We start from the raw sequence: 19,609 nt of genomic DNA, 5'->3' as shown, positions 1-19,609 counted from the left end.
ATGGGCCAGGTGGACGACAAGAGCCTGACCGAGAACAGCGCGCCCGCCAACCGTACGAGCCTGTGGGGTGGCCGGTTCGCCGGTGGCCCGTCGGAGGCGCTCGCCCGGCTGTCGGTGAGCGTCCAGTTCGACTGGCGGCTGGCCCCGTACGACATCGCCGGTTCCCGGGCCCACGCCCGGGTGCTGGCCGGCGCCGGCCTGCTCGACCCGGACGAACTGGGCCGCATCCTCGCCGCCCTGGACGACTTGGAGGCCGCTTGCGCCTCCGGCGCGTTCCGGCCCACGGTCGACGACGAGGACGTGCACACCGCCCTGGAACGCGGGCTGCTGGAACGGCTCGGCAGCCTCGGCGGCAAGCTGCGCGCCGGCCGGTCCCGCAACGACCAGGTCGCCACCGACCTGCGGCTCTATCTGCGCGACCACGCCCGGGGGGTGGCCTCGCGGCTGGTCGAGCTGGCCGAGGCGCTGGTGGAGCAGGCCGAGCGGCACGTGGACACCGCCGCGCCCGGGATGACGCACCTGCAGCACGCCCAGCCGGTCACCTTCGGTCACTGGCTGCTCGCCCACGTGCAGCCGCTGCTGCGGGACCTGGAGCGGCTGCGCGACTGGGACCACCGCACCGCCGTCAGCCCGCTCGGCGCGGGCGCGCTGGCCGGGTCGGGGCTGCCGCTGGACCCGGTGGCGGTCTCCAAGGAGCTGGGCTTCCGGACCTCGTTCGCCAACTCGATGGACGCGGTCGCGGACCGGGACTTCGTCGCCGAGTTCCTCTTCATCACCGCGCTGGTCGGCGTGCACCTGTCCCGCCTCGGCGAGGAGGTGGTGCTCTGGACGTCGCACGAGTTCGGCTGGGTCGAGCTGGACGACGCCTTCGCCACCGGCTCCTCGATCATGCCGCAGAAGAAGAACGCGGACATCGCCGAGCTGGCCCGGGGTAAGTCGGGACGGCTGGTCGGTGGGCTGGTCGCGGTGCTGACCATGCTCAAGGGCCTGCCCATGACGTACGACCGGGACATGCAGGAGGACAAGGAGCCGGCCTTCGACGCGGTCGACACCCTGGAACTGCTGCTGCCGGCCCTGGCCGGGATGATCTCCACCATGACGGTACGCGTCGACCGCCTGGTCGCCGCCGCGCCGGTGGGCTTCTCGCTGGCCACCGAGGTGGCCGACTGGCTGGTCCGCAAGGGTGTGCCGTTCCGCGACGCGCACGAGATCACCGGCAAGCTGGTGGCGCTCTGCGCGGTCCGGGACTGCGCCCTCGACGAGGTCTCCGACGAGGACCTGGCCACGGTCAGCGAGCACCTGGACCCGAGCGTCCGCGACGTGCTGTCGGTCCGCTCGGCGCTGGCCGCCCGGACCACGCCCGGCTCGACCGGCCCCGGCCCGGTCGCCGACCAGCTCGCCACCGCCGCCGACCGGCTGGCCGGTTGGCGGGAGTGGGCGGCGGAGCAGGTCGTACCCCGCTGAGGCGGACGGCCCGGCCCGGTCGCACCGGCCGGGCCGTCTGCGTCGGGGTGACGACGGTCGGCCGAATCGAGTGACACGACCTCGTACGCTGCTGGCATCAGCGTCGCTTCATCGTGGAATGGGGTCGTCGTGTCATTCACCGATGCAATTCGCTCCGCGCTTTCCCAGTACGCGGGCTTCGGAGGGCGGGCTCGTCGCTCCGAGTACTGGTGGTTCGCACTGTTCCTCTTCGGTGTCGGAATCGTGGCTGCGCTCATCGACAGCGCGCTGGGTCTCGACTTCGACGCGACGACGGGTGGGCCGGTCTCCCTGCTCGTCAACCTGGCCTTCCTGCTGCCGTCGCTGGCGGTCTCCGTACGCCGCCTGCACGACCTGGGTCGTTCCGGCTGGTGGCTCCTGATCGGGCTGATCCCGATCGTCGGGTGGATCGTGCTGGTCGTGTTCTTCGTGCAGGACGGCCAGCCCGGTCTGAACCGTTTCGGCCCCAGTCCCAAGTCCTAGTCGGCTCCTGCGCCTGCGGCCTGGTCTGATCGGGTGCGGGCGGCCAGCCGGTCGTAACGCTGGCGGGCGGCCTGGGCGCTGCCCAGGCCGAGCCCGTGCCCGATCGCCTGCCAGGTCAGCCCACGGCTGCGCGCGAGGTCCAGCAGTCCCGCCTCCATCGTGTCGACCTCCGCCCGCAGATGTGGGAAGAGGGTAAGCGCGGCGAGCAGGTCCGCCTCGTCGACCGGTTCCTCGCCCGGCGCCGCCTCGGCCGCGCCGGCGGCCAGGGCCAACACCACGGCGATCGCCGCGTACGGGTCGGCCGCGTACGGGTTGGTGTGCCGGCGGCGCTGCGCCTCGGTGGCGGCGTGCCGCTCGGTGAGTCGGTGCAGGGCCGCGTAGGTGTGGTGGGCCCGGTCCTGGACGGCCTGTGCTGAGGTGCGGGAGGCGGCGGTCATGCCCTCACTCCACCATTTCAACGAAACGTTGTCAACGGATCGTTGAAAGACGGCTTCGGTGAAGGAGATGCCGATCGGACGGCCAGGAGCCTTGAGCCCAGAGGAGCGTCGATTGCCGGGTGCCGGTCGGGCGTCGACACCTAGTCCACCGAGGCGCCTGTCGAGCTGACCGCAGCAGCGGATCGGGCATCGCCCCGAGTCCGTACCCGGTGCGGGCGATAGCGCCGACGGTTCAGCTCGAAAGGCGGCAAGGAGGAGTGCGGGAGGCCCGATCCGTCGAGGTCGGGTGCGCTCCCGCCGATGGGTGGAACCGCCATGCCGACCGTCTCAACCGAGCGCGGTGTACTGCGGTGGTAGCCGGAACTCGAACTCGATGCTCCGTACCGGCGGCTCTGGAGTCGCCGCTATCGGTTGAGGTCGGCCGGTCTGGTAGCCCTGCGCGAAGTCGACCCCGCAGTTCTTCAGCAGCTCAATGGTCTCCTCGTCCTGGACATGTTCGGCCGCGACCTGGATTCCCAGGTCATGTCCGAGACGGACCATGCTGGACACGATGGCTTGGTTCGCCGGCGACCGTTGCAGGTCCGACACGAAGGTCCCATCGATCTTGATGAGATCAACCGGGAGGTACTTCAGATGGGACAGGGTGGCGTACCCCGTGCCGAAGTCGTCGAGGGCGAGGCCACAGCCGATCTCCCTGATCCCACTAGCGAAGCCCAGGGCCTCGTTGCGGTTCTCGATGAGTGCGGTCTCGGTGATCTCGAAGGTCAGGCATTCCGGCCTGACGTGGTGCCGTTGGATCGACTCCGTCACATGACTGAGCAGGCCGGGGTCGGCCAGCGACTTGCCGGAGATATTGACCTGGTAGTGGGAGGTCTGGGCGCCACGGCCGATCAGTTCTAGGGCATGGTCGACGACCCACTTGTCGACCGCGAGGATCTCGCCCACCCGCTCGGCCATGTCGAGGAAGGCCCAGGGTGCGACAAGCTCATCCGTCTCATTGCGTACGCGTAGCAGGATCTCGTGCCGGGTGACCTGGTTGAGGCGGAGGTCGACAATCGGCTGGGCGTAGAGGGCGAACCGGCTAGAAGCGACCGCGCGGCGTACTCGCGCACGGCATCTCACGATCCGATCCTGGTCGAGAACGGGTTCGTCGAGAACGGTGACCGGTATGGCGTTGGCGCGGGCGTCGTAGGCCGCGTGCTCGGCGTCGACGAGCAGGTCGGATCCGCTTGCATGGACGTCGCCGTGGAAATGCACCACACCCGCCCACGTGTTGAGCCGCGACGTCGGTTGCCGGATACCGAACAGGTGACGCTTGAACCTGTCGACGATCCGGGCGGCCAACGCTGCGGCGTCCGTGTGCTCGACGGAGGTGACGAGCACGCCCCACAGGCCCGCACCAACCAGTCCGCAGGTCACCTTGTCACCCACGATCGCCCGCAGGAGCCCGGCGACCGAAGCCGTCAACTCGTCGCGGTCCGCGTCGCTGAGCGCATCGGACGGCCGTGTGGAGGGCTCTGTCGTCACGATGATGAGGGCCCCACCGGTGGAGCGCCGGGCACGATCCACCTCGTCGGTGAGGTAGCTGCGGGTCGACAGTCCGGTCAGGATGTCCCGCTCGGCCAAGTCAGCGGAGAGCATCCGGCTACGGATGGTCAGCCGTCGTCGCTCCTGCCGGGCGAGCTCGAACGAGGTGACGTCCTCGCCGGTGGCGATCATCCCCGTCGGCTTACCTGCGGATTCGACTATCTCAAGGTGGATCTGCACGTGGCGGACACTGCCGCCCGGTTGGATCACCCGGAAGGTGAACTCGTCGGGACGCTTCTGTATCCAGGCCGCCCGCACCACGTGGCGCACCCTGTGCACATCGTCGGGGTGCACGAGCTCAACCAGCGCGTCGAAGGTGAGGCGCAGCGTGCCCGGTGCGTGTCCGAAGATCATTGCCATCTCGTCGGACCAGGTGAGGTGTTCGGCGCCCTCGATGGCGTCGGTGCCTGGTGTCCAGATGATTGTTCCCAGTTTGGCCAGCTCAGCGGCGCGGGCGCTGCGGGTCGCCTCGTCGACCACCACGGACAGCGGATCGACGAGGTCGGTGTCGACGATGACCTCGTGTCCATCGGCACAGGAGAGGTCGTACTGGTTCTGCACGGCTCGCGCGAAGCGGCGGGCCCGGGCGAGTTCCAGCGGACTCGGTGGACGGGTCTTGGCCAGCGCCAGAATGTCATCGAGATCCACGGCTGCCCCCCTCACGTCGGCGACCTTCCGAATCCGTGTAGCCGGCCTCCTCGGCGAGTTCGCGCATCCGCTTCTTCGCCGCGGTCTTGTACCAACGGACGCTGTTCTCGGTCAACCCGAGAATCCGGGCCATCTCCTGGTTGGAGAAGCCGTCGTGGTCCATCTGGAACACCTCCGCTTGCCGCGGCGGAAGCTGGATCAACCAGGTACGCAGTACCTCCTGGGCCTCCCAGACGTCGGCGATGTCCGGCGCCGTGAGTGGTAGCGGCAGTTCTTCCGGCGCCGTGGCTGCTTCCCGCCGCCGCCGTTGCTCGGCCTTGCGTATCTTGTACCGCGCCGTAAGGACCACCCAGGCAGCAGGTTTGACGTGGTCGCGGAGCGCGGGCCACTTGATCCGCGCGTCCTCGTACGCCTCGTTGAGCGCATCTTCGACCAGGTCGCGGTTCCGGCACCTGGCGTTCAGGGCGCGCTCCACTTGGTGGTACGAAGTTTCGACGAAAGAAGCGAACTGCTCGTCGTGCTCGGCCTTGAGGCGCGTGGCCTCCGTCTTGCGCATCGCCTCGCGGTCCGCCGGTTCCGGAGTCAGGGCGGCGGTGCCCTCGACCCCGGTCACGCGGCCTTCTCGGCATCGTCGCAGCCGAGCATCACGCGGCTGCCCAGTTGCACCTCGCGATGTCCGTCGCGGTCCCGCTCCACGATTCGTACGACCTCACGGTCGGCCGCCGCGAGCTCGACCAGCCCGGCCAGGCGGGTCGCGGTGCGTGTCGACGCCTCACGTTCCTCGTGTAGCCGTGTCCGGTGTGCCACGTAGGCGCGTACCATCCCCGCCGCCGTTCCGGCGGCGGTCAGGGCCAGGGCAATCGCTCCGTAAGCGGAGAGCGACTCCGGCAGCGTCTCGTTCATCGTGTCCCCTCGTCCCCTCAATCCCGTCAATTACTATCCGTGGCGGGGGTCCAGATGTTGATGGGGCATAGTCCACAAAGTTCATGGAGATCAAGGATCAAGATTTTCACCTGGCCGTACAGCAGAAAGTTGTGATGCTGGCACGCTGAGCGAAGTGATCCGGATGGCCGCCGCGACGACCTGCCGAGTTCGTTCCGTAACTCTCTGTCGCTGTTCTGGCCTGGCGGCTGTTCGGGGCGGGACGTCGGCGCGTGGTTGCCGATCGAACTCCGGTCGGGGTTATCTGGACGGGTGGACCGCTCCTGGCTGACCGCGCCCGCCGCCGAGATCGCCGAGACCGCGCGCACGCTGCTCGGCTGGGAACTCGCGGCTGACGGCGTCCGGATCAGGCTGACCGAGGTCGAGGCGTACGCCGGCACCGGTGAGGACCCGGCCTCGCACGCCCATCGCGGGCCGACTCCGCGTACGAAGGTCATGTTCGGTCCGGCGGGCCACGCCTACACGTACTTCGTCTTCGGCATGCACTGGTGCCTGAACGTGGTCTGCGGGCGCGAGGGGGAGGCGGCGGCGGTGCTGCTGCGCGCCGGTGCGGTGGTCGACGGGGTGGATCTCGCCCGCAAGCGTCGCGGCGAGGTGCCCGACCGGGACCTGGCGCGCGGCCCGGCCCGGTTGGTGGTGGCGCTGGGGCTCGACGCGACGGCGAACGGCACCAACCTCGTCGACGGCAGCGGGCCGCTGCTGCTGACTCCGCCGACGCGTCCGGTCGCGCCGTCCGAGGTCTCCGCCGGCCCTCGGGTCGGTGTGGCTGCCGCCCACGACGTTCCCTGGCGCTTCTGGATCACCGGTGACCCGACGGTCAGCGCCTACCGTCGCCACGTGCCCCGGCGACGGCGCTGACCCGCGCCCGCGCTGACCCGGGCTTGTCAGGCCGCTCTATCCGACTGCGGTACGGACGCCGAGACCGACCAGGAGCGCGCCGGTCAGCCGGTCCAGTATCCGGCGTACCCGGAGGGTGCGCAGCAGCCGGGCCGCCGCACCCGAGGCGACGGTCCAGCCGGCGAGCCAGCAGGTGTGCAGCACCGCGTGCGCCGAGGCCAGCACCAGCATCGGCACCAGCACGGAGCGGTGTGAGCCGAGGAACTGCGGGGCCAGGGTCAGGTACACGGCGGCGGCCTTGGGGTTGAGCACGGTGCCGAGCAGCCCCTGCGCGTACGGGTGGTGCCCGCGCCACGGCAGCCGCCGGGGCCGGCGGGCGGTGGCCGGTTCGTCGGACCCGGCCGGACCGTCGGGCAGGGTGGGGTGGTCGGGCAGGGCGGGGTCGGTCGGGTGTCGGCGACGGATGGTGGACAGCAGCATCCACAGCCCGAATCCGACCAGATAGGCGGCACCGAGCAGCTTCACCGTCCAGAACGCCTGCGACGAGCGGAGCACCAGCGCGGCGAGGCCGACGGCGGCGAGCGTGCCGTGCACGTAGATCCCGGTGACCGTACCCAGGATCACCCACCACCCCAGCCGGGACCCTCCGACGGCGACCCGCGACACGACCAGGGTCAGGCTGGTCCCCGGCGTCAGGGTGATCGGCGCGACGGCGACCAGGAAGCCGAGTACGGCGACCCTGTCCAACCTCAGACCACCACGCGGTAGTGGGTGCTCAGCAGTCCGGCGTCGTCGTACACGTGGAACGCCACGCCGGGTGGTTGGCGCAGGTCGACAAGCGGTCCGTCACCTTCCCAGGGCAGTCGGAGCGTGGAGACGACGCCGGGCGCGATCCGCAGTGGCCGACCGGCGAAGGTGCTCGCGGCGGCGGTGTGGAAGTGGCCGGTGAGCACCGCGACGACCTGTGGGTGGGCGGCCAGCAGTGCGGCCAGCGGCGCGGTGGGGGTGAGCCGCATCGAGTCGACGACGGGGTGGTGCAGGGCGACCGGCGGGTGGTGGAAGGAGACGAAGACCGGTGTCCCGGCCGGCACCGAGCCGAGTTCTCCGGCGAGCCACTCCATGGTCTCCTCGTCGAGGTGACCGTCGTTCTCGCCCGGGATCGACGAGTCCGCGAGCAGGAAGACCGCGCCGGCGACGTCGTGCCGGGTGTTGATCGGGCCGCTGCCGCCCCCGTCGTCGCCGAGCAGGCCCTTGCGGTACGCGTCGCGGACGTCGTGGTTGCCGGGGCAGACCATGACCGGCAGTGGGGACGCGAAGAGTTCCGCGGCGAGGCGGTATTCGGCCACCTCGCCGTGGTCGGCGATGTCCCCGCTGATCAGGATCGCGTCGACCGGTCGGGGCAGGGCGTGCAGGTAGTCCATCACCCGGGCGGTCCGCTCGGCCGAGCGAGGGTGGCTGTCGAGGTGCGTGTCACTGAGGTGTGCGATGACGAGCACGACATCCCCTAATGGTTGTAGCGTCCTTAGGCATTAGGGAAACTACACGTGATCGAATCGGGTGCGTCAAGCAGGTCCGAGGAGGCCCGATGTCACAGCAGCTCGTGCTCGCTCTGGCGAGCACCATCCGGCACGACGGCAACGGAGGCGTGGCCGACGACCTCGCGGACGTGACCGGACTGGCCACCTGGCTCCGGGAGCAGGCCGAACCGCTGCGGGCGTACGCCGACGGGCCGTTCGCCGGCAGGCCGGACGAGCGACTCCGCCTCGACGTGGTCGCGGTGCGGCGCGCCGTACGCGCTCTCTTCGCGCACGCGGTCCGTCCCGGGCCGCCGAGTCGCGCCGACTCCTCGACGCTGCTGGCCGTGCCGGACGCCGTCGACCGACTCAACGAGGCCGCCGGTCGGCTGCCGGTCCGGCCGGTGCTGAGCTGGCCGGAGGATTCGACGCCGACGGTCGCCTGGCGGGGAACGTCCCCCGACGCCCGGCGGTGGCTCACGGCGGTGCTGGCGCGGGCGGCGATCGAGTTCCTCACCGGCCCGACGCGTGTCCAACTGCTCGCCTGCCCGGCGCCGCGCTGCGTGCGCTACTTCGTCAAGGACCATCCCCGCCAGGCGTGGTGCAAGCCGTCCTGCGGCAACCGTGCCCGGGTGTCCCGGCACTACCAGCGCCAGACGGCGAGCCCGACGGTCCCGTAGCGTTTCGGCGGCGATCCGGCTTCCCGGCGGCGACCCCCGGCCGGGGATAAGCGCGGCGTGACGGGGGACACTGGAGGGGGCCGGGGCTACGGAATAGTTGACGAGTCAAATATGTTGTCCGCAACGCCGGGTACGAACCGCCCGGGTCGGACGACACGAGGAGCTGTCATGCAGTTCGGAGTCTTCACCGTCGGCGACGTCACGGTCGACCCGACCACCGGTCGTGAGCCGACCGAGGCGGAGCGGATCAAGGCGATGGTGGCCATCGCGCTCAAGGCCGAGGAGGTCGGTCTCGACGTCTTCGCCACCGGCGAGCACCACAACCCGCCGTTCGTGCCCTCCTCGCCCACCACCATGATGGGCTACATCGCGGCCCGCACCGAGCGGCTGCTGCTGTCCACCGCGACCACGCTGATCACCACCAACGACCCGGTGAAGATCGCCGAGGACTACGCGATGCTCCAGCACCTGGCCGACGGCCGGGTCGACCTGATGATGGGGCGCGGCAACACCGGCCCGGTCTACCCCTGGTTCGGCCAGGACATCCGCAACGGCATCCCGCTCGCGATCGAGAACTACGACCTGCTGCGCCGGCTCTGGCGGGAGGACGTCGTCGACTGGTCGGGCAAGTTCCGTACCCCGTTGCAGTCCTTCACCTCGACGCCGCGACCGCTCGACGGCGTGCCGCCGTTCGTCTGGCACGGCTCGATCCGCAGCCCGGAGATCGCCGAGCAGGCCGCGTACTACGGCGACGGGTTCTTCGCCAACCACATCTTCTGGCCGGCCGAGCACACCCGCCGGATGGTGGGCCTCTACCGGCAGCGCTTCGCGCACTACGGCCACGGCTCCGCCGACCAGGCCATCGTCGGCCTCGGCGGGCAGGTCTTCATGCGGCGCAACTCCCAGGACGCGGTACGCGAGTTCCGGCCCTACTTCGACAACGCGCCGGTCTACGGGCACGGCCCGTCGCTGGAGGAGTTCACCTCGCAGACGCCGCTGACCGTGGGCAGCCCGCAGCAGGTGATCGACCGGACCCTCGGTTTCCGTGACTACGTGGGCGACTACCAGCGTCAGCTCTTCCTGGTCGACCACGCCGGTCTGCCGCTGAAGACGGTGCTGGAGCAGCTCGACATCCTCGGCGAGGAGGTCGTACCCGTGCTGCGCAAGGAGTTCGAGTCGCTGCGTCCCGCCCACGTCCCGGCGGCACCGACGCACGCCTCGCTGCGCGCCGCCGCCGAGCGGGCCGCCTCCGGCGACGACGCGTTGGCCGGCGCCGCGTCGGCGGAGGGGGAGCGGTGACCGCACGCGCGATCGCCGTCGTCTCGGCCGGCCTCAGCCAGCCGTCGTCGACCCGGTTGCTCGCCGACCAGCTCGCCGTGGCCACCCGCGACGAGCTGGTCGGACGCGGCGAGCAGGTCGAACTGCACCACGTCGAGCTGCGCGAGTACGCCCACGACATCGTCAACCACCTGCTCACCGGGTTCGCCCCGGATCCGCTGCGGCAGGTGCTCGACCGGGTCACCGGCGCGGACGGCCTGATCGCCGTCACGCCGATCTTCAACGCCTCGTACAGCGGCCTGTTCAAGTCGTTCTTCGACCTGCTCGACGCCGACGCGCTGGGCGGACGGCCGGTGCTCATCGGTGCCACCGGGGGCACCGCCCGGCACTCCCTCGCCCTGGAGCACGCGCTCCGCCCGATGTTCGGCTACCTGCGGTCGGTGGTGATGCCGACGGCGGTCTTCGCCGCCTCCGAGGACTGGTCCGGCGGTACGGCCGAGGGCGCGCTGCGGTCCCGGATCACCCGTGCCGCCCGGGAACTCGCCGAGCAGGTGCACCGCGCCGCCCCGTCGGGCGGACCGGCCGACCCGTTCGCGCTCGGCACCGACTTCGAGCGGCTGCTGCGCGGCGGCGACGCCTGACCGTACGACGCGTTCGCCCTCGCCGTGACCACGGCGAGGGCGTTGGCGACTCAGAGCTCCGGTTCGTGCGGGTGGGCGACCAGCACCGGGCAGCGGGCGTGCTGCACCAGGGCCTGGCTGACCGAGCCGAGCAGCAGTCCGGCGAAGCCGCCCCGCCCACGGGAGCCCGCCACCACCAGGGCCGCGTCGGAGGTCGCCTCGATCAGTGCCTGGTCCGGCTTCGCCGCGGTGATCAACCGTTCCTCGACGGTCAGCGCCGGATGGCTGCCCCGGGCCGAGGCCGCCGCGGTGGCCAGCAGCGCCGCCGCCTCCCCGCCGTCGTCGGCGTGCCGCTCGTCGGCGACGTGCGCCAGCACCAGCGTGCCACCGCGCCGGACCGCCTCCTCGGCGCCGTACCCGACGGCCAGCTCGGCCGACTCGGAGCCGTCCACCCCGACCAGCACCGGCCCCTCGGTCGGCAACGGACGGTCCGGGGGCCGGACCACCAGCACCGGACAGTGGCCGTGCGCGGCGACCTGGGTACCGACCGAACCGAGCAGCAGCCCCGCGAAGCCGCCGAGACCCCGGCTGCCGACCACGACCAGCTCCGCCCGCCGGGACTCCTCCACCAGCGTCGCGCCCGGGCCTCCGGCCACCTGGCGTACCTCGACGGTGAGCCCCGGCCACCGGTCGACCAGCTCGGCGGAGGTCTGTTCGAGCATCTTCCGGCCGTCCTCGGTCGGCGCCGGCAACCCCACCTCGTACGGGTTGATCGGCACCCCGTAGCCGAGCGGGTGCAGGTAGCCGTGCACCAGATGCAGCGGGCGGGATCGCCAGACCGCCGCCTGCGCCGCGTGTTCCGCGGCGACCAGGCTCGGCGGTGATCCGTCCACCCCCACCACGACAGGTCGGTTCATCGGCCCTCCAGATTCGCCTCTGCCCATTGTCGGGGCCGTCCACCGGCGAGCCGGCCTCGACACACCACCGGGCCCGACCCGTCACCGGCTCATGATCCCTCGACGGTACGGGGTCTGCGCGGCACCGAACCCGCGCGTCAGGAGGTGGCGGCCCGCGCGCAGTCGCCGACCGTGACCAGCCCCAGTGGGCGCAACCCGACCGGGTGGGCGGCGTCGACGGGTGCCGTCCCCACCAGGGCCGCCGCCACCGCCAGCACCCGCAGCCCGGTGCCGGCCATCCGCTGCGCGGCGGCGGTCAGGGTGGTCACGTCCCCGTCGACGGCGTCGAGCAGCGGCATGCGCAGCACCCCCTCCGGGGCGCCCGCGCAGACCACCAGGTACCGGCGGTCGCAGCAGCGGTGCACCGTTGTCGTCCGGCGCAACCGCCGGTCGAAGGGGTACGCGGCGAGACGTGGCCAGGCGGTCCGGGTGCGGACCGGGTCCAGCCCGCAGCGGGCCGCGAAGGTCACCAGCGCCGCCTCCACCGGATCGCCGACGGCGTACCAGTCCGGTCGGTCGGCGTCCGGCGGAGCGACGGAGGCGTCGGAGCAGAGCAGCCCGGCCCGCGCCAGGCGGCGTAGCTCGTCCGGTACGGCCACCGGTGTGCCGTCGCGGTGCACGCCGCCGAACGGGGCGTACCCGGTGCCGGTCACGTCGAAGCGGACGCCGCCCGAGGTGACCACGTGCCGTACCGCCCACCGCCTCTCGGTGCGGGCGCCGGTCGCGCCGTCCGGTGCCGCTTGCGCGACCACCCCGGTCCGCGTCGGTCGCTCTCCGCCGGTGACCTGGACCTGTCCGGCCAACGTCCGCTCCGCCCTGTGCCCGGGCCGTCCCGCTGACGGCTCTCCCGGCACCAGCCTGGTCCGGTCCGGCGCCGGGCGGCAGGGGCGATCCGCCCGCGTGGCCCGGGACCAACGACCCTGCCCGACCGAGGCAGGCGCTGCGTATCGTCTGAGGAATGACCGACGACCTGCGACTGCGGCCCGTCGGCGAGGACGACCTGCCGGAGTTCTACGCCCACCAGTTGGACGCCGAGGCCAACCGGATGGCCGCCTTCGGTCCGGCGGACCCGGCCGACCCGCGCGTGTTCGCCGCGCGCTGGGTCCGCATCCTGACCGACCCGGACATCCTGGCCCGCACCGTGACCGTCGACGACGCCGTGGTCGGCTACGTGCTGGCCTTCCCCGTCGGGGACCGCACCGAGGTCAGCTACTGGATCGACCCGACCCGATGGGGCCGGGGCCACGCCACGCGGGCGCTGGGCGCGCTGCTCGGGGAGGTGACCCGACGGCCGCTGCACGCGCGCGCGGCAGTCGACAACGCCGGCTCGCTGACCGTGCTGCGGCGCTGCGGGTTCGTCGTGCGCGGCACTGACCGGGCCTTCGCCCCGGCCCGTGGTCACGAGGTCGACGAGTACGTCCTGGAACTGCCCGCCTGACCGCCCACCTCGCCGGACGGCCCGCCCCGCCGGGCCGCTGACCAGGGCGGCGACTACCCTCGCGGGGTGAACTGGCTGGAACTCGTCGGCTGGGCCGGCTCCGCGTTGCTGGTGTGGTCGCTGCTGCAGACGCGCATCCTGCGGCTGCGCGCCCTCAACCTGGTCGGCTGTTTCGTGCTGATCGGCTACAACACCGCCGTGCAGGTCTGGCCGATGGTGGGGCTTAACGTCGTCCTGGCCGTGATCAACGTGTGGTATCTGCGGGGGCTGCTCACCACCCGGCACGACGAGCAGACCTACCAGGTGGTCGAGGTGGGTGCCGACGACGCCTTCCTGGCCCACACGCTGCGGGTGCACGCCGCCGACATCGCACGGTTCAATCCCGGCTTCGACTCCGGGCGGGTGACCGGCCGCGCGGCCTTCCTGGTGGTACGCGCCGACGAGGTGGTCGGCGTGGTGCTGGCCCGCGACGTCGGCGACGGCGTCGCCCAGATCGACCTCGACTACGTCACCCCGGCCTTCCGGGACTTCACCCCCGGCGAGTTCGTCTACCGGCGCAGCAGCCTCTTCACCGACCGGGGGTTCCGCCGCGTGGTCAGCCCACCGGGCATGGTCGGCGCGTACTACCACCGGCTCGGTTTCCGCCGCGAGGGCGACTCGTTCGTCCTGGACCTGCCGGCACCGACGGTGTCGTTGGGCTGACCGTCCGCGCGGCGGCCGTACCCGGTCACAAGCCTCGTGCCGATACCAGGATTCGGCGTCGGGGCGACGGGGAATTGGCACCGCTACGCCGCGGGGCCTCCGCCGGCGACGCCACCCGGCGTGGTCCAGTGAGGGAGAGAACCGGGCGTGCAGAGCTACTGGAGCCAGCTGGCCCTGGTCGGAGTCCTGATCGTGATCAACGCGATCTTCGCCGGTAGTGAACTGGCACTGGTGTCGCTGCGGGACAGCCAGGTCCAGCGGCTGGAGCGCACCGGCCGTGCCGGACAGGTGCTGGCCCGGCTGGCCCGGGACCCGAACCGGTTCCTGGCCACCATCCAGATCGGCATCACCCTGGCCGGTTTCCTCGCCTCGGCCGCCGCCGCGGTGTCGCTGGCCCGACCGTTGGTGCCACTGCTGGAGGACGTCTTCGGCCGGGCCGCCGAGATGGTCGCGGTGGTCCTGGTCACGCTGGTGCTGACCTTCGTCACGCTGGTCTTCGGCGAACTGGCCCCGAAGCGGATCGCGATGCAGGTGCCGGAGCGTTGGGCGCTGATGGTCGCCCGCCCGCTCGACCTGCTCGCCGCGCTCACCCGGCCGGCGGTCTGGGTGCTCGGCGCCACCAGCGACCTGGTGGTACGGCTGTTCGGGCTCGACCCGAAACCGGAGCCGGACGAGATCAGCCCCGACGAGCTGCGGGACATCGTCTCCGGCCACCACGGCTTCACCAAGGAGCAGCAGACCATCATCGCCGGGGCGGTGGAGATCGCCGACCGCCGGCTGCGCGCCGTGCTGGTGCCCCGGCTGCGGGTCTTCTGCCTGGACAGCGGCACCACCGCCGAGGACGCCCGGCTGGTGCTCGCCGCGTCCGGACACTCCCGGGCGCCGGTGGTCCGGCACGGCGGGCTGGACGAGGCGGTCGGCGTCATCCACCTGCGCGACCTGGTCGGCGTCCGCGACGACCGGCCCGTCGACGAGTACGTCCGCCCGCCGATGCTGCTGCCCGACTCGGTGCCGGTGGTCGACGCGCTGCGCCAGTTCAAGTCCGAACGTCAGCACATGGCGTTGGTGGTGGACGAGCGGGGCGCCGTGGACGGCATCGTCACGCTGGAGGACATCCTGGAGGAGATCGTCGGCGAGATCTACGACGAGACCGACCGGGACGTGCACTCGGTGCGTACCGAGCCGGACGGCGCGCTGCTGCTGCCCGGCACCTTCCCGGTGCACGACCTGCCGGACATCTCCGTGGAGCTGCCCAGCCGTCCGGAGGGTGACTACACCACCATCGCCGGCCTGGTGCTGGCCGCCCTGGGCCGCATCCCCACCCAGGGCGAGCACGTGACCGTCGACGGCTGGCTGCTGGAGGTCACCGAGGTCGACACCCGGGCCATCCACGGGGTACGGCTGTGCCGGCCCGGCGACCCGGAGACCCCGGACGCCGCGACCGACTCCGCCGAGCGGTCCTCGACCGACCCGGCGGAGCACCCGCCGGCCGACGGGGAGGTCTCGTCCCCGGCCGACCCGCCGAGGGCGTCGACGGACCCGACGGGTCCGTCTGCGGCCGGTCGTGCGGGCCAGGCGCGGACGGAGACGCCGGAGCCGACGCCGGAGCCGACGCCGGACGAGCGGACCGTGCTGGACGGGACCCGACCCTAGGGCCCGCCCGGCGGCACCTCGTCGCCGGGCGGTTCCGGCAGCGGCGGGTCCAGCCGGACCCGGTGCAGCGGCACCTGCACGGTGCTGCGGCCGAGTCGCCGGGCCACCGCGCGGATCGCCCACGGGCCGGACGGATGCCGCTCCGGCCCGATCAGCCGCCCGCTCACCCGGCCGTACCAGTGTCGGGTCACCACCAGGTCGGTCAACCGCAGCGGCCCCGCCGGACCACCCCGCACCACCAGGTCGACCACCCGACCCAGCCGCCGGCCCTGCTCGTCGTAGACGGTCCGGCCGAGCAGCTCACCCGCTCGCACGGCCGGACCCCGGGATTCGGCTGATCAACCTGCGCCGTAGCCACTCCTCCACCGGCGAGGGAGCCAGCTCCTCGGCCGACACCCGTAGCCACACCGCGCTGTCGACCCGGGCGACCAGGTCGTACGGGATACGCAGCGGCGCCACCGGCCGGTCCGTGACGAAGCGTTCGGCGGTGAGCACCAGCATCCGCCCGAGCCGCCCACCGACCCGTGCGCCGAGCGCGCCGGGCCCGCTGAGCAGCGTCCGCAGGTACGGCACCCCGTCCGCGTCGAACGCGAACTCCACGTCGTCCACCTTACCGATCAGACGCCCCGCCACGTCGACGAGCTGGCGGTCCAGCAACTGCCGACTCACCTCGATCCTCACTGTCCCATCCTCGTGCCCACGGCCAGCGGTACGGCGGCGATCGCCGCCGCGACGATGACCAGCAGGATCACCGCGCCGAGCAGGTTGAGCGCCGGCCCGTTGACCCGGTCGCCGAGATACGTACGGTCGTTGGCGACGACCAGGATCGGCAGATACGTCAGCGGCAACGCCACCGCGCTGATGATCAGCATGTACTCGGTGAGCGTCACCGGGTCGATCGCGGTGAGCAGCAGTAGCACCCCGAGCAGCACGCTGACCAGCAGCACCGTGTGGAACCGCGCCGCCTCGCGCGGGCTGACCCGCTTGCCCCACTGCCACCCGAAGTACTGCGCGGCGGCGTACGCGGCGGAGAGCCCGGTCTCCAGCGCGGCGCCGAAGGTGACCGCGAAGAACGCCAACGCCGCCACCGCCAGTCCGACCGTGCCGAAGGCCAGCACCACCGGGTGGGCGACCTCGTTCAGGCTGCTCACCGTCACCCCGGCCGGACGCAGCACCACGGCGGCGGTGGCGATCAGCGACAACGCGAGGAACCCGCCGATCGGGAACCCGACCAGCACGCTGAACCGGGCGTCGGCCAGGTCGGCCGCGCTCCAGCGTTCCTCCACCCCGCCGGAGGAGAAGAAGAACACCTCGTACGGGCTGACCGTGGAGGCGAACAACGCCACCGCCACGAACCAGTACGCGCCCCAGCCCTGCCCGGAGTCGCTCGGCGAGATCGCGCTACGGCCGAGTTCCGCCCAGTCGGTGGGCAGCCAGAACAGCGCCACCGCGAAGACCACCAGGGACAGCCCGGCGAGTCCGAACACCCGCTCCATCAGCGGGAAGCGCATCCGCCACAGCACCAGCCAGACGGCGGCCCCGGCGATCGGCACCCACACCAGGTACGGCACGCCGGTGGCCAGTCGCAGCGCCAACGCCACCCCGCCCAGTTCGGCGGCCAGGGTGATCACCGTGACCAGGTACGACGCCACCAGGTTGACCAGGGCCACCCGCGCGCCGAGCCGTTCCCGGACGAGGTCGAAGACCGCCCGGCCGGTCACCGCCGCGATCCGTCCGGCCATCTCGGCGTACGCGCAGATGGCGACCACCCCGAGCAGCAGCACCCAGGTGTGCGCCATGCCGAACCGCGCGCCGGCCTGCCCGGCGGCGACCAGGTCGCCGATGTCCACGAAGCCACCGACCGCGGACAGGATGCCGAGCGTGGCGGCGAGCAGCTTCCTCACGTCGGCGGCGGCGCGGGCTCGGTCATCGACGCGACCATATCGCCGTTAAAGCGTCAATTTTCCGCAAAACCGGCATCCGCTGCCGGACTCAGCCGCACCCACGGCCGATCAGTCTGCCGCGGGAGGCGGCACCGACGGCGGAAGCCGGGGTTCAGGCGTTCGGGTAGAGGTTCTGCAGGCGTACCTGTCCACGGGCCACCAACCGGTCGTCCGCGTCGGTGATCTCCACCTGCCAGAGCTGCTGGCTGCGTCCCCGGTGCACCGGAGTGCCCACCGCGGTCAACTCGCCGTCGCGTACCGCCCGCAGGAAGTCCGTCTGGTTGGACACGCCGACGACCTGGCCCCGGTCACCGAGCCACACACCGCCGCCCACGCTGGCCGCCGTCTCCACCACCGCGCAGTAGACCCCGCCGTGCTGGAGCCCGTACGGCTGGTGCAACTCCGGGCGTACCCGCCAGCGGATCGTCACCCGGTCGCCGGTCATCTCGTCGAACTCCAGCCCGAGCAGCCCGGCGAAGCCGCTCGACACGTCCGGGAACTCCACGGCAGCCTCCTCGATCTTGGCGTCGTCAGCGTAGCCGTAGTCCCGGAACGCGCTGACCCGGTAGGGCCGGACCCGGCCGATGGGGGAGAATCGGTGACCGTGACCGACAGCAGCCTCCCGTCGCCCCGGCGGGACTCCCTGACCGATGACCTGCGGTGGCGCGGCCTGATCCAGGACTCCACCGACCCCGACGAGCTGCGCGCGTTGCTCGACGGCAGCGGGGCCGCGTTCTATGTCGGCTTCGACCCGACCGCGCCGAGCTTGCACGCCGGCCACCTCATGCAGGTCACCACCGCCCGCCGTCTCCAGCTCGCCGGGCACCGGCCGCTGCTGCTGGTCGGCGGCGCGACCGGGCAGATCGGTGACCCGAAGGAGAGCGCGGAACGCACCCTGAACGCCCCCGAGGTGGTGGCCGGATGGGTCAGTCGCATCCGCGACCAGCTCGCCCCGTTCGTCTCGTACGCCGGGGACAACGCCGCCGAACTGGTCAACAACCTGGACTGGACCGGCGAGATGTCGGTGGTCGAATTCCTCCGCGACGTCGGCAAGCACTTCCCGGTCAACAAGATGCTGGCCCGCGAGGTGGTCCGCGCCCGGCTGGAGAGCGGGATCAGCTTCACCGAGTTCAGCTACCAGCTCCTCCAGGCCAACGACTTCTTCGAGCTGCACCGTCGGCACGGCTGCCAGCTCCAGTTCGGCGGCTCGGACCAGTGGGGCAACATCACCGCCGGCGTGGACTACGTACGCCGCCGCGGGCTCGGCCCGGTCCAGGCCTTCACCACTCCACTGGTCACCAAGTCGGACGGCACGAAGTTCGGCAAGACCGAGGGCGGCGCCGTCTGGCTCGACCCGGAGATGACCAGCCCGTACGCCTTCTACCAGTTCTGGATCAACGTCGACGACCGGGACATCGGCCGTTACCTGCGCTACTTCAGCTTCCGATCGCGGGAGGAGCTGGAGGCGTTGGAGAAGGAGAGCGCGGAGCGCCCGGCGGCTCGGGCGGCGCAACGCGCCCTGGCCGAGGAGCTGACCACCCTGGTCCACGGCGAACGCGAGATGGCGCAGGTGGTCGCCGCCAGCCAGGCGCTCTTCGGTCGGGGCTCACTGGCCGACCTGACGCCGGTGACGCTGCGCGCCGCGCTCGCCGAGGCCGGCCTGGTACGCCTCGACCGGTTGCCGGACGTGGCCACCCTGCTCAAGGAGTCCGGCCTGGTGCCGAGCATGAAGGAGGCCCGGCGGGTAATCACCGAGGGTGGTGCCTACCTCAACAACGAGCGGGTGACCGAGGTCGACGCCGTTCCCACGGCGCAGGACCTGCTGCACGGGCGGTACCTGGTGCTACGCCGAGGCAAGCGCTCCTTCGCCGGCGTCGAACTGGAGAGCTGAGCCCGGTGTGACGCGGGACGCGTCCGGCGGATTTGACGATCAATCCGTCGGGCGCGTAACTTTCTCTCTGTCAGCGCGGAACGGACGAAACGGTCGAAAGACCTGAGGCCGGAGCGCTGGTCAACCCCTCGAACGCGGTGGACACACTCACCGATGCCGAGGCCGGGTGGTGCCCCCGGATCCGCCGCGAGGCGGATTTGGCGAGGCGGAACCGACCGGGTAGGGTTGACGACCGGCAGGGAAACGGGCGAGCGAGCGGGAGACCGCAAGCGGCCGGCCTGCCAAAGCCACGAGACGGGCGGCGAAAGCCGAACGAATTCATGGTGCCCGTTAAAAGGGTTGAAGCGCGACAAACCAGCGGAAGCCGGTTTGACACGGTTGAAACCACCGGGTAACGTAGTAAAAGTGCTCGCCGCGAGGTGGGTGCGGGTTGGTCCCCGGAGGGGTGCCTGCTGATGTGGGTGTTCTGATGGTGTGTGGTTGTTCTTTGAGAACTCAACAGGGTGCTTGATAAGCCA

22 protein-coding genes are annotated in these 19,609 nt (G+C 71.5%); 10 read left to right on the top strand and 12 right to left on the bottom strand.

Features of this window, described 5'->3' with window-relative positions:
• Positions 1-1,464: an argininosuccinate lyase gene (gene argH / locus ACIBO1_RS28775; RefSeq protein WP_396751941.1), complete on the top strand. Its 1,464-nt coding sequence runs from the start codon at positions 1-3 to the stop codon at positions 1,462-1,464.
• Between the two features lie 129 nt (positions 1,465-1,593).
• Complete coding sequence (locus ACIBO1_RS28770) at positions 1,594-1,965, top strand: DUF805 domain-containing protein (RefSeq protein ID WP_396751866.1); 372 nt, start codon at positions 1,594-1,596, stop codon at positions 1,963-1,965.
• Here the strand turns inward: ACIBO1_RS28770 and ACIBO1_RS28765 are convergent.
• The 4 genes from ACIBO1_RS28765 to ACIBO1_RS28750 all read right to left on the bottom strand — a co-directional run bounded on the left by ACIBO1_RS28765 (position 1,962) and on the right by ACIBO1_RS28750 (position 5,540).
• The gene (locus ACIBO1_RS28765; RefSeq protein WP_396751864.1) at positions 1,962-2,402 is read right to left on the bottom strand and encodes a DNA-binding protein; all 441 of its coding nucleotides are present in this window, start codon (positions 2,400-2,402) and stop codon (positions 1,962-1,964) included. The genes ACIBO1_RS28770 and ACIBO1_RS28765 overlap by 4 nt on opposite strands.
• A 327-nt stretch (positions 2,403-2,729) precedes the next feature.
• Complete coding sequence (locus tag ACIBO1_RS28760) at positions 2,730-4,472, bottom strand: EAL domain-containing protein (RefSeq protein WP_396751862.1); 1,743 nt, start codon at positions 4,470-4,472, stop codon at positions 2,730-2,732.
• 151 nt (positions 4,473-4,623) lie between these two features.
• Positions 4,624-5,250: an RNA polymerase sigma factor gene (locus tag ACIBO1_RS28755; RefSeq protein WP_396751860.1), complete on the bottom strand. Its 627-nt coding sequence runs from the start codon at positions 5,248-5,250 to the stop codon at positions 4,624-4,626.
• Positions 5,247-5,540: a hypothetical protein gene (locus ACIBO1_RS28750; RefSeq protein WP_396751859.1), complete on the bottom strand. Its 294-nt coding sequence runs from the start codon at positions 5,538-5,540 to the stop codon at positions 5,247-5,249. The genes ACIBO1_RS28755 and ACIBO1_RS28750 overlap by 4 nt, the downstream gene beginning before the upstream one ends.
• Positions 5,541-5,831: 291 nt before the next feature.
• Here ACIBO1_RS28750 and ACIBO1_RS28745 point away from each other — a divergent pair, with 291 nt between their 5' ends.
• Positions 5,832-6,437, top strand: a complete 606-nt coding sequence (locus ACIBO1_RS28745) for a DNA-3-methyladenine glycosylase (protein WP_396751857.1) — start codon at positions 5,832-5,834, stop codon at positions 6,435-6,437.
• Positions 6,438-6,473: 36 nt separating this feature from the next.
• Here the strand turns inward: ACIBO1_RS28745 and ACIBO1_RS28740 are convergent, their stop codons facing one another.
• Positions 6,474-7,163, bottom strand: coding sequence for a LysE family translocator (locus tag ACIBO1_RS28740; RefSeq protein ID WP_396751854.1), 690 nt, complete (start codon positions 7,161-7,163; stop codon positions 6,474-6,476).
• Between the two features lie 2 nt (positions 7,164-7,165).
• Entirely contained in the window at positions 7,166-7,912 is a 747-nt protein-coding gene (locus ACIBO1_RS28735) for a metallophosphoesterase (protein ID WP_396751852.1), read from the bottom strand.
• 89 nt (positions 7,913-8,001) lie between these two features.
• Here ACIBO1_RS28735 and ACIBO1_RS28730 point away from each other — a divergent pair, with 89 nt between their 5' ends.
• The 3 genes from ACIBO1_RS28730 to ACIBO1_RS28720 all read left to right on the top strand — a co-directional run bounded on the left by ACIBO1_RS28730 (position 8,002) and on the right by ACIBO1_RS28720 (position 10,529).
• On the top strand, positions 8,002-8,610 hold the full coding sequence (locus ACIBO1_RS28730) for a CGNR zinc finger domain-containing protein (RefSeq protein WP_396751850.1): 609 nt from the start codon (positions 8,002-8,004) through the stop codon (positions 8,608-8,610).
• Between the two features lie 168 nt (positions 8,611-8,778).
• Positions 8,779-9,909, top strand: a complete 1,131-nt coding sequence (locus ACIBO1_RS28725; protein WP_396751848.1) for an LLM class flavin-dependent oxidoreductase — start codon at positions 8,779-8,781, stop codon at positions 9,907-9,909.
• A complete protein-coding gene (locus ACIBO1_RS28720; RefSeq protein ID WP_396751846.1) occupies positions 9,906-10,529 on the top strand; it encodes an FMN reductase in 624 nt (207 codons plus the stop codon). Before ACIBO1_RS28725 ends, ACIBO1_RS28720 begins: the two co-directional genes overlap by 4 nt.
• A gap of 50 nt (positions 10,530-10,579) precedes the next feature.
• Here ACIBO1_RS28720 and ACIBO1_RS28715 read toward each other — a convergent pair whose 3' ends face one another.
• A complete protein-coding gene (locus tag ACIBO1_RS28715) occupies positions 10,580-11,425 on the bottom strand; it encodes a universal stress protein (protein WP_396751844.1) in 846 nt (281 codons plus the stop codon).
• Between the two features lie 137 nt (positions 11,426-11,562).
• Positions 11,563-12,267 carry a hypothetical protein gene (locus tag ACIBO1_RS28710; protein WP_396751842.1) on the bottom strand — a complete coding sequence of 235 codons (705 nt, stop codon included), beginning with the start codon at positions 12,265-12,267 and terminating at the stop codon, positions 11,563-11,565.
• Positions 12,268-12,422: 155 nt separating this feature from the next.
• On the opposite strand from ACIBO1_RS28710, the gene ACIBO1_RS28705 reads away from it, so the two are divergent.
• The 3 genes from ACIBO1_RS28705 to ACIBO1_RS28695 all read left to right on the top strand — a co-directional run bounded on the left by ACIBO1_RS28705 (position 12,423) and on the right by ACIBO1_RS28695 (position 15,257).
• Complete coding sequence (locus ACIBO1_RS28705; RefSeq protein ID WP_396751840.1) at positions 12,423-12,902, top strand: GNAT family N-acetyltransferase; 480 nt, start codon at positions 12,423-12,425, stop codon at positions 12,900-12,902.
• Positions 12,903-12,968: 66 nt separating this feature from the next.
• On the top strand, positions 12,969-13,604 hold the full coding sequence (locus ACIBO1_RS28700; protein ID WP_396751837.1) for a hypothetical protein: 636 nt from the start codon (positions 12,969-12,971) through the stop codon (positions 13,602-13,604).
• Positions 13,605-13,751: 147 nt separating this feature from the next.
• Positions 13,752-15,257 (top strand): hemolysin family protein, encoded by a 1,506-nt coding sequence (locus tag ACIBO1_RS28695; RefSeq protein WP_396751835.1) that lies wholly within the window; start codon positions 13,752-13,754, stop codon positions 15,255-15,257.
• Here the strand turns inward: ACIBO1_RS28695 and ACIBO1_RS28690 are convergent.
• The 4 genes from ACIBO1_RS28690 to ACIBO1_RS28675 all read right to left on the bottom strand — a co-directional run bounded on the left by ACIBO1_RS28690 (position 15,254) and on the right by ACIBO1_RS28675 (position 17,705).
• The gene (locus ACIBO1_RS28690) at positions 15,254-15,571 is read right to left on the bottom strand and encodes a PRC-barrel domain-containing protein (RefSeq protein ID WP_396751833.1); all 318 of its coding nucleotides are present in this window, start codon (positions 15,569-15,571) and stop codon (positions 15,254-15,256) included. The genes ACIBO1_RS28695 and ACIBO1_RS28690 overlap by 4 nt on opposite strands.
• Complete coding sequence (locus ACIBO1_RS28685; RefSeq protein ID WP_396751830.1) at positions 15,558-15,938, bottom strand: hypothetical protein; 381 nt, start codon at positions 15,936-15,938, stop codon at positions 15,558-15,560. Before ACIBO1_RS28685 ends, ACIBO1_RS28690 begins: the two co-directional genes overlap by 14 nt.
• Positions 15,935-17,161, bottom strand: a complete 1,227-nt coding sequence (locus tag ACIBO1_RS28680; RefSeq protein ID WP_396751828.1) for an NRAMP family divalent metal transporter — start codon at positions 17,159-17,161, stop codon at positions 15,935-15,937. The genes ACIBO1_RS28685 and ACIBO1_RS28680 overlap by 4 nt, the downstream gene beginning before the upstream one ends.
• A 151-nt stretch (positions 17,162-17,312) precedes the next feature.
• The gene (locus ACIBO1_RS28675; RefSeq protein WP_350700039.1) at positions 17,313-17,705 is read right to left on the bottom strand and encodes a PaaI family thioesterase; all 393 of its coding nucleotides are present in this window, start codon (positions 17,703-17,705) and stop codon (positions 17,313-17,315) included.
• Positions 17,706-17,804: 99 nt separating this feature from the next.
• On the opposite strand from ACIBO1_RS28675, the gene tyrS reads away from it, so the two are divergent.
• Positions 17,805-19,091 (top strand): tyrosine--tRNA ligase, encoded by a 1,287-nt coding sequence (gene tyrS, locus ACIBO1_RS28670; RefSeq protein WP_396751939.1) that lies wholly within the window; start codon positions 17,805-17,807, stop codon positions 19,089-19,091.
• Positions 19,092-19,609 lie beyond the last annotated feature (518 nt).

Origin of the sequence: Micromonospora sp. NPDC049903 (genome assembly GCF_044460945.1) — a bacterium.
In the GTDB taxonomy this organism is placed as follows: Bacteria; Actinomycetota; Actinomycetes; order Mycobacteriales; family Micromonosporaceae; genus Micromonospora.
Note: the sequence above shows the minus strand (reverse complement) of the source record. Positions and strands in the feature narration are given on the sequence as shown.